Origin of the sequence: Empedobacter sp. UBA3239, assembly GCF_002362875.1 — a bacterium.
In the GTDB taxonomy this organism is placed as follows: domain Bacteria; phylum Bacteroidota; class Bacteroidia; order Flavobacteriales; family Weeksellaceae; genus Empedobacter; species Empedobacter falsenii_B.
In genome coordinates this window covers 50,804-57,646 of sequence record NZ_DEVJ01000067.1, presented here as the reverse complement: position 1 = coordinate 57,646, position 6,843 = coordinate 50,804, and the positions used below count along the sequence as shown (strand labels likewise).

General features: G+C 29.4%; 8 protein-coding genes and 1 pseudogene. 2 read left to right on the top strand and 7 right to left on the bottom strand.

The genetic code is table 11. The features are described 5' to 3' along the window. Positions 1–31: 31 nt before the first annotated feature. The 7 genes and pseudogenes from B4G36_RS10240 to B4G36_RS10210 all read right to left on the bottom strand — a co-directional run bounded on the left by B4G36_RS10240 (position 32) and on the right by B4G36_RS10210 (position 5,911). Positions 32–583 (bottom strand): ferritin, encoded by a 552-nt coding sequence (locus B4G36_RS10240; RefSeq protein WP_291063810.1) that lies wholly within the window; start codon positions 581–583, stop codon positions 32–34. A 229-nt stretch (positions 584–812) separates the two neighbouring features. Beyond that, positions 813–1,175: a hypothetical protein gene (locus B4G36_RS10235; protein ID WP_291063808.1), complete on the bottom strand. Its 363-nt coding sequence runs from the start codon at positions 1,173–1,175 to the stop codon at positions 813–815. Between the two features lie 220 nt (positions 1,176–1,395). Then, a pseudogene (locus tag B4G36_RS10230) lies at positions 1,396–2,666 on the bottom strand (outer membrane beta-barrel family protein). Then, positions 2,650–2,778: a hypothetical protein gene (locus tag B4G36_RS10225; RefSeq protein ID WP_291063806.1), complete on the bottom strand. Its 129-nt coding sequence runs from the start codon at positions 2,776–2,778 to the stop codon at positions 2,650–2,652. Before B4G36_RS10225 ends, B4G36_RS10230 begins: the two are co-directional and overlap by 17 nt. A gap of 336 nt (positions 2,779–3,114) precedes the next feature. Continuing rightward, positions 3,115–3,762 (bottom strand): carboxypeptidase-like regulatory domain-containing protein, encoded by a 648-nt coding sequence (locus B4G36_RS10220; protein WP_291063804.1) that lies wholly within the window; start codon positions 3,760–3,762, stop codon positions 3,115–3,117. Positions 3,763–3,828: 66 nt separating this feature from the next. Next, the gene (locus B4G36_RS10215) at positions 3,829–4,302 is read right to left on the bottom strand and encodes a helix-turn-helix domain-containing protein (RefSeq protein ID WP_291063802.1); all 474 of its coding nucleotides are present in this window, start codon (positions 4,300–4,302) and stop codon (positions 3,829–3,831) included. A gap of 424 nt (positions 4,303–4,726) precedes the next feature. Then, complete coding sequence (locus tag B4G36_RS10210; protein ID WP_291063800.1) at positions 4,727–5,911, bottom strand: CynX/NimT family MFS transporter; 1,185 nt, start codon at positions 5,909–5,911, stop codon at positions 4,727–4,729. A gap of 90 nt (positions 5,912–6,001) precedes the next feature. Between B4G36_RS10210 and B4G36_RS10205 the strand changes: the two genes are divergently transcribed. Together B4G36_RS10205 and B4G36_RS10200 are read left to right on the top strand one after the other, a co-directional pair. Beyond that, entirely contained in the window at positions 6,002–6,373 is a 372-nt protein-coding gene (locus tag B4G36_RS10205; RefSeq protein ID WP_291063798.1) for an AraC family ligand binding domain-containing protein, read from the top strand. Between the two features lie 78 nt (positions 6,374–6,451). Next, positions 6,452–6,769, top strand: coding sequence for a helix-turn-helix domain-containing protein (locus B4G36_RS10200; RefSeq protein WP_291063796.1), 318 nt, complete (start codon positions 6,452–6,454; stop codon positions 6,767–6,769). The last annotated feature ends 74 nt before the right edge of the window (positions 6,770–6,843 follow it).

Sequence of the window (6,843 nt, the reverse complement as noted above, 5' to 3'; positions counted from 1 at the left end):
AATTAGCCCTTTGAGATGAATGATGAATAAATTATTCTGCTAATGGATTAATTTGATCTGCTGTCGGAAAATCTTGTCCTGTATTACCGATCGTTTTGTTTAAATCAAATTTTGCAGCATCAGACATATTAGCCCCACCCGCTAATTTTACTTTGTCTAATAAATCGAGTGCTAATTTTTCTTCTTCACGTTGTTCAGCAACCAACCATTGTAAGAAATTCGATGTTGCCCAATCTTCTTCCTCCATACTCATTTTTACAATTTTGTAGATGGATTCGGTATTTTCGATTTCTTGTTTTAAAACAGCTTGAAAACACTCTAATACATTTTTAGGTTCAGGTCCAGGTTTTTTAATTGCTTCAATTTTTACAATACCACCACGTTCTTGCACATATTCTATAATTTTAGCCATATGTACGCGTTCTTCCTGAGAGTGTTTCATCATAAAATTTTTGACTCCGTCCAATTGATTTTCATCTGCCCAACATGCAAGCATAAGATAAATTTGTGCAGAAAAAGCTTCTAATGTAATTTGATCATTTAGTGCTTTTTGTAATGTTTTAGAAATTCTTGTTGTATTCATTTTTAAGTAGAATTTATTTTGAAAATATTGAATGTAATTTTCGCGCCAAACCCTTTTTTTAATTGTTAATACTTTCTAAAATATTGATATTTAGATTTGTTTCAAATATTTTGATAACCTTAAACCTTACTTCTTATTATAAAAATCAATTTGTCGTTGAATTGTTTTTTCGGTTTGAATAATGTCTAATATTAGAATTTTGATGGTCTCTTTTTTGTTCTTTTCTGTTTCATAAAAGTTGGAGTATAAGAAATTCATGAAAAATTCTGTTTTGTTCTTCAATATTAGATAAAGAAGTGATTTTATCATAATTTATCAAGTCAATTTTGGAAGTAGAAACTGATTTCCAAGCGCTTGTTTTAATTTGAGGAATAAAAACACCTTTACATTTCATTGTGACATCCAAAATGTTAACACTTTCGTTATCAGCACAGTATTCCAGCGAATCGACATAAGAATTTTGCAATGGAATATTGTATTTTATTTCTTCTGTTGTTTCATTCAATTCACTTTTTATTGTTGAAAATACTTGATAAATATAAACTTTGTCTTTTCTATTTGTGTTCCAATTGTCAATAAACAGCGCAATCAAAATACCTACGGTAACAGGAATAATTTCTTTAATAAATTGAATAATTTTCTAATGCTTTCTTCATTAATTTTAGTTCTTGTTAATTTATATTGATGTGTTAAATCAAATAAATATCTCATATTCATCGGAATGCACCATAACTATTTTTATATTTTTTGAAAATAGTATCGAAATTTAAATACCAACAATTAAGTTGATGTTCTTGAGAGTTGTATGAAGTTTAATTTGCTCTATTTTGTTCCTCGAAATTCACTTTTTTGTTGTTTTCTTTCACTTTGTTATTTCCAAAATTGTATGTTAAACTAAGTTTAAAACCTCGGTAATCATTGTATTGATTAAATTCTGAACGATAATCGCCATTATACGAATACCCTTTGTTTTTAATCGTTTTGAATACATCATTTATCACAAAATTGGCTTGTAATTTTTTATCGAAAAACGAAGCTTTAATGCCTGGCGAAAACTCTAGTTGATCTTGCAGTTTTATATTGGCATAAGTGAATGGAAGTGTATGCCAAAAATTAAGCATCAAAAACCATGTTTTGTCTTTATTTAATGTGATGGTATTATAAAAAGAATACGACATCGAATAAACTTTTAACTTTTCCAGTTCAGAAATAGTCGGTTTTGTGGTTGTATAAGATGCATTCGCATTAACTGAAGTTTCCCAAATTTTGAAAAAGGTGTTGTAATATCCAATATTGAATCCCGTTCTGTTTTGATCGTAACTATTTTCTACTACATTGCTGTAAATTCCATCTGAAAAATGTGCAATATTAGCCAAATTATTTTGGCTAAATTGATAGTATAGTCCAAATGTAAATTTTCCTTTGTAGATTAATTTAGTTCAATATTATCATTAAATGATGGTTGTAATTTAGGAATTCCTGTGTAATACATATACGGATTCGTGTACCAACGGAATGTATTTAAAGATTGAAAATTGGGACGATTTATTCTTTTGGAATAATCGATACTGAACGAATGATTTGTATTTGGTCTATAACTTATATAAGCTGTAGGAAAGAATTTTCCGTAGATCTTTTTCAGACTGCTGTTTTCGTCATTTGGTGTAAAACCTTCTAGCGAAGTGTATTCGTATCGTAAACCTGCTTTTGCAGACCATTTTTGATTGAAGTCTTTTTGGAAACTCACATAAGCCGCATAATTATTTTCTTTGTACTGAAAAACATTACTATTAGAAGGATTCAAAATAAAATCTATTCCATCAAATTCATAATATTCCACATCCGATTTGTTATCCAATAATGTATATTTTGCTCCAGTTTCTATGTTCGACCATTTGTAAGGCAAAGTAAAATCAGCTTGCATCGAAAAGATCGAATATTTCATTTTACTATTGTTCTGAATTAAAGTTTCGTTGTTATTCAACTCATTTTGTGTATTAAAATCATTGAATTTTTTGGGTGAATTATTTAGAAAATTCGCGGTAAAATTTAGCTTTTTTCCAATGCTATCTAATTTTGTCATAATAGGCATTCAAGGTATGTGTATGTGTTGACCAATGTTCTTTTTGATTGGTATACAAAGTAGAATCGATAATAGAATGTGTTTGATATCGGCTGATTCCTTTTGTATCCATATCATAATTCAACTTGCTATAACTGTAAATAAATCCTGTATTTTGATTTTTATTGATTTTGACATCTAAGTTATAATTAACACTAAAAATCTTTGGATTATCATGCCTTTCTTCGTTTGTATAAATTGCGGTTTCTTTCCCAATAAGATTTCGACTACTGTGTAATTTGTAATTAATATCACCTTGATTTATTTTTAGTGAACTACTTATTTTATTCGATTGATAATTAAGCGTTCCGCCCGTTCTGAAACCATTGTGCGAATCTCGTTGATACGAAGAATTTACACTCCCGCTCCAGCCAAGATTGGGATTTTTCTTTAAAATAATATTAATAATTCAATTATTTCCTTGCGCATCATATTTTGAAGGAGGAGTTGTAATGATTTCGATTTTCGCAATATCGTCGGAGTGCAGCGATTGTAGATAATTCGTTAGTTTGCTTCCTGATAAATTAAGCATTCTGTCATTTACCATTACAGCAACATTTCTTTTTCCGACAATCGAAATATTATCATTAATGACATTCACCATTGGTGTGTTTCGTAAAGCGTCCAAAGCAGACATTCCTTGCGAAGCAATAGAATTTTCGATATTGTAAACAAGACGATCTACTTTCTGTTCAATCAATTTCTTTTTTGCTGTAATCGTTGTGCCTTCTAAAGTTGTAGCATCTTGAATTTTGACAAGCCCTAAGTCTTTATCTTGCTTGATTTCTATTTCTTGAGAATAAAATTCTACGCCAAATTGTTCTATTTTAGGTAAATAAGTTCCAGCATCTATTTTCATAGAAAATAATCCCAGACTATCTGTATACGCTTGGTTGATAAGTAAACTATCATTTTCGAAAAGAAGAATATCAGCAAATTCAAGTGCTTTATCATGTTGATTGATCACTTTTCCTTTTATTGTGAATTGTTGCCCAAATGCTGATGAACAAAAGCTAAAGGCAATCAAATAGCAGCTAATCAAAATAAGATTTTTCATATGTTATATTAATTTATAACAAAGAAAAAGTATCGAAGAAAGATAAAATTGAAAAAATCGTGCAGCTTAATGTTGCGCATAAATCCAAGCCAATTGTTCTTGTTGAATGCTTGTTTTATTTCTTAATTGATTGGGCGATTGTCCCGTAATTTCTTTAAAATCGCGGATAAAATGATATTGATCTGTATAATTATTTTGGTAAGCGATATGCGTAAGTTTTTCTTTTTCGAAATGAAGAACAGAATCTAGCGCTTTTCTAAATCGAACTGTTTTCAAAAAAGATTTCGGACTTTGCCCAATTTGATTCATAAACAGCCGATATAAAGTAGATTCGTTCATAGAAAGTTGTTTGGCTAAAGGACCAACTTTTAATTCATCTTTTTGTTGAATAAGGTATAAGATTTCTTTGGTTTTAGTATTTAAATAATCTTGATTTAAACTTTTCAATAGTATATTTTCGAGCATTAAAATTCTTTTTAACGAATTCTTTTCCTCAAATAATTGTTCTGTAAAATCTGTTGCAAATTTTGGGAAAATCATTTCGAAAACTTCATCAATTTTAATTAATTCATCGTACGAAATATTTGTAAATAAACGTAACGCAGCTGGATGAAAAATAATACAAACTTCATCTAAAGCAGCATTAATGCTTACATTAAGATTAGATTCGTGAAATCCTGATAAATAACTTTTGTACGTAACATTTCCTTTTAAGGTAAAAAGATGTTTGTTAGTTTTATTTTTTTCGAGAATGATTTTATTCTGCTTGTAAATGGAAAGACAAAGATTAGTATTAGGAAAGATTGAACAATATTTTTTAATTCAGGATGATGAGGTTGTATAATTTTGGTTTTCATAAACGTACATGTAATATAATCAATTTGTGCGAATAACACGTTGATAACGTGTTCTATTCTATAGACGTTTTTGTTTGATATATGTTACTTGTAAGTTTGAATTATTTTTAATTTTCCTCCACAAATTTGGGTTGAGAAGCTTTTGTTCCAAAAAATGTTAGGATCATCATGCAGAACATTAAAAAGTATAATGAATAGCTCCAAGTAGAATCGATATCATATAATTTTCCGAAAATAGGAGGTCCAAATGCTGCAATTAAATAACCAACAGATTGTGCCATTCCCGAAATTTTAATAGTTCCGACCATTGTTTTTGTTCTCAATGAGAAGAATAAAATAGAAAGACTAAAGACAAATCCTCCTGCAATTCCAATTAAAATCGCACTCAAATAACTGAATTTTGCTTTGAAAATTAACAATGTTATGATTCCAATAAAATATAAAATGGAAGTTATGTAAATCATAATTTTTGGATTTTTCATGCGTGAGGCTAAAACTGGACTGATTAACATGGCGGGTAACATGGCAAGTTGTAAAACCGAAAATACCCAACCTGCATTGGTTTTTGTCATGCCAAAATCAATGAGTAAAGTAGGTAATAATGCAACTAAACAATAATAAATCAACGATTGTAATCCCATAAAAATACTAATGTTCCATGCTTGTTTCGATTTGAAAATATTGAATTTTACATCCTCTGATTGAACAGTTTTTTGTTGAGTCGTTGATTTATTTTTTAAGGAATCAATACAGACAATTATAAGTGCAGCTATAGCCGCTATAATCCAAACTCCAAGAGAACCTTTCCAACCTAAATTTGTCCAGTTTCCAATTGCAATACTCAATCCAGAAGCTAATGCGGCGATTAAACTCATCGAAACCGAAAAAATACCTGTCATAATTCCAATTTTTGTTGGAAACGTATTTTTTATATAGGCTGGTGTCAAAACATTTCCAATACAAATTCCCAATCCAATTAGTAACGAACCGATATATAACATTGAAATATTGCCGTAAATACGAGCGTAAATCCCGATAATTAGAATGATTAAGGAATAAATTAATCCATGTCGAATGTTAATTTTTGCAGTGGCTTTACTCACCAAAATTGAACAAAATGCGAACACGAAAAGTGGAATTGAAGTCAATAAACTTGCCTGAAAATTGTCTATTTTTAAGACAGATTTCATTTCATCTAAAATTGGACTAACAGCGGTATTTGGTGCTCTTAGGTTAGTTGAAACTAAAATGACAACTGCAATTCCAATCCAAATATTTTTATTTTTTTCCATTGACTTGATATTTCTAATTCAGTTACAAAATTAATCATGTCGTTTTTATTAATTTTGCCATATATTATATTTAAAACGACAAATAAATTAATGCAACAAATTATTGGAGAATATTCGGATCATATGACAACCAATACATACGTTTGGTACGAGAAGAATCGTAAAAATGCAGATGAGGTTCATTCGCATGACTATTTCCAATTGAATTATGTTGAAGAAGGTTACCAATATTTTCATATCGAACAAAAGATTTATTTAGTTCCTCAAAATCATGTGATTTGGATTCCGGCAAATAAGCTACATCGTACGACTTCTGAGGCGAAAACCGTCAATCCAATGTTGATTTTATTTAAAGAAGTTTTTAGGGAAGATTTTTACAACGATATCCATGTTTTTGTTGCACCGCCGATTCTAAAGGAAATGATGTTATACGCTTCAAAATGGAATAAATTTTTGGTATAAGATGAAGAGCAAAAGATTTTCTTAAATTCGATGTTGTATAGTTTGCCTCATTTTTGCGATGAAAACCATAATCTAGAATTGCCAGTTCTTGTTGATAGACGTTTAATTCCTGTGAGTGAGTATATTCATTCTCATTATACCACAAATTTTAATCTAAATGAATTAGCAGAAAAAGCGAATATGTCAGCACGAAATTTGCAACGAATTTTCAAACAAGAAACAGGAATTACACTTCAGAAATATATGCAACTTGTCCGAATTTTAAAGAGTATCGAATTGATTGATACTAATAATTTTACATTGAGCGAAATCGCTTATAAAGTCGGTTACAAAAGTTTGTCTGCTTTTACAGCATCTTATTTTTCTGTTACAAAAACAAAACCTAAACGGAAATAATTCGTTTTAATTTCGTTCAATTTTTAATTTCCTTATTTAATTCTTTAACAAATTGAATTGATTTATAATATTTT

Coding starts and splice junctions, on each gene's coding strand:
- B4G36_RS10240 (WP_291063810.1), bottom strand. CDS start 583: ATGAATACAACAAGAATTTCTAAAACATTACAAAAAGCACTAAATGAT.
- B4G36_RS10225 (WP_291063806.1), bottom strand. CDS start 2,778: ATGGATACAAAAGGAATCAGCCGATATCAAACACATTCTATTATCGAT.
- B4G36_RS10220 (WP_291063804.1), bottom strand. CDS start 3,762: ATGAAAAATCTTATTTTGATTAGCTGCTATTTGATTGCCTTTAGCTTT.
- B4G36_RS10215 (WP_291063802.1), bottom strand. CDS start 4,302: ATGATTTTCCCAAAATTTGCAACAGATTTTACAGAACAATTATTTGAG.
- B4G36_RS10210 (WP_291063800.1), bottom strand. CDS start 5,911: ATGGAAAAAAATAAAAATATTTGGATTGGAATTGCAGTTGTCATTTTA.
- B4G36_RS10205 (WP_291063798.1), top strand. CDS start 6,002: ATGCAACAAATTATTGGAGAATATTCGGATCATATGACAACCAATACA.